This is a genomic window from Streptococcus phocae, assembly GCF_001302265.1.
In the GTDB taxonomy this organism is placed as follows: Bacteria; Bacillota; Bacilli; order Lactobacillales; family Streptococcaceae; genus Streptococcus; species Streptococcus phocae.
In genome coordinates, this window is record NZ_LHQM01000072.1 from 1 (window position 1) to 1,826 (window position 1,826).

Genomic DNA, 1,826 nt, shown 5'->3' on the forward strand with positions numbered 1-1,826 from the left:
GCTTTTGGTGCCTCTGGTGCTTTAGGAGCGTCTGGTTTGGTTTCAGGAGCTTCTGGTGCTTGCTCAGGTTTTTCAGGAGCAGGTGCTGGTTTCTTGAGGTCTTCGATTTCCTTAGCTTTCTTGTTAATCTCTGCTGTTAGGCTATCGATTTTCTCTTGAAGATCTTTCTTATCCTTAGCACTCATGTCCTTAGTTGATGCCAACTCTTCAGTCAATCCTTTCACTCTAGCATCAAGCTCAGCTTTTTCTGCTTCAAGTTTGCTTGCAAGGTCTTGAGATTCTTTAAGTGCTGATTCAGTTTCTGACAATTTAGTGTTAGCATTATTTAATTGTGCTCGAGTTTCAGCTAATTGAGATTGAGTTCCTGCTAATAAGCTTTCAAGGTCCTCTTTTTCCGCTGCTAAAGTATCTACTTTAGATTGTAGCTCAACAATAGACTGCTTGCCTTCTTCAATCAATCTGTCGATACTTGCATCAGAGCTACCATGCTCTTGCTTAGCTTTTTCTAAATCTTGTTGAGCTTTTTCAAGTTCTTGTGATTTTTGGTTTAACTGATTTGTTGCATTAGTAAGTTTATCTTGAAGAGCTTTTTCTTTTTCTGTAGCATCTTTACTTTCAGATTTTGCTTCATTAAGTTTTTGTTGAAGGTCAGCAACTTTATTGTTCTGTTCTTGGAGTTTGATTTCCTTTTCAGCAAGTTTAGTTTCAGTTTCCTTTATCTTTTGCTTATCAGCCAATTCCTTATCGGTTCTTAATTGTTTATTTTCTTCTCTAAGCTTCTCTGCTTCAATATTTCGACCGTCTTTACTTCGTAGTTGTTCCTCTAACTGTTGCTTCTCTTGTCGTAGTTTAGCCAAGTCGTTAAATAACTTTTGATGTTCCTTTATAGCATGTTGTTTTTCATCTTCTAAAGCTTGTTCATTGAACGCACCGTTTATTAAACGTTTCACAATTTCATCATACAAGGCTTGACGATTAGGCTTTAAGGGATTTTTTTTAAGATCATCTCCACTTAATCCAAAATATTTTGTAAGGTTTATTGAAAATAATTCACTTGATAATTCGGGATTAAGTGTAGAATCACCAGATAAAAATATAAGTAACGCACTAAGTGTTTCCCAACTCACTTTTTGCAAATTCTTTGTTAATTTTTCTTGATCTAAAGCTTCTCTACTATATCCATCAGTAATCAAAGTCCCTTGTTTACTTTCATCAATTAATTTTTGTAAATCACTCCTGATTACTTCAATACCTTGTATTTCCGCACTAACACTTCTCACCCCTACATTCACTGTTCCCATCAAGCTTCCTGCGACGAGGGCTGTCGCTAGAGTTTGTGTGCATAGGCGTTTAAATCTCGATTTTTTCATCATCTCTATCTCCATTTTCCCAAATATATTATTTTTTTCTCATCTGATGAGTCTGCAAGCTCTTTCTTGATGAGAACTTGGTTTTTATTTTACCCTTTTAACTATCAAATGACTAGTATAAATTTTGCTAATTTCCTTGTATTTTTCAACGTTATATCATTCTTTTTTAGGGCTCATAGAGACCATACCTAGTGGCTTTTTGAGTGTTATTGGGGTAAGCGATTCTTCCTTAAAATGTATGACTTTTTTAGTTTTCTCATTTGTTAATATGGTAAGAATACGCTAGCTTTATGCATTGCTCTTTAAACCGGGCTTATATAATAGGAAGTGATTTTTTGTGGAGATATTTTTCCTACTGGGGGCTTGATTTTTGGAGGGAGTTTTGTATACTGGGTGTGACAGCTCGCACCCCCCGTCTCTCTCGGTAGAAAGGAAACCGCTCAAGCTCTGTCATCT

The 1,826-nt window shown here is 36.1% G+C and carries 1 pseudogene; it reads right to left on the bottom strand.

The window, feature by feature from the left end:
- Window positions 1–1,301, bottom strand: a pseudogene (locus tag AKK44_RS08385) (hypothetical protein); the annotation flags it as partial.
- Window positions 1,302–1,826 lie beyond the last annotated feature (525 nt).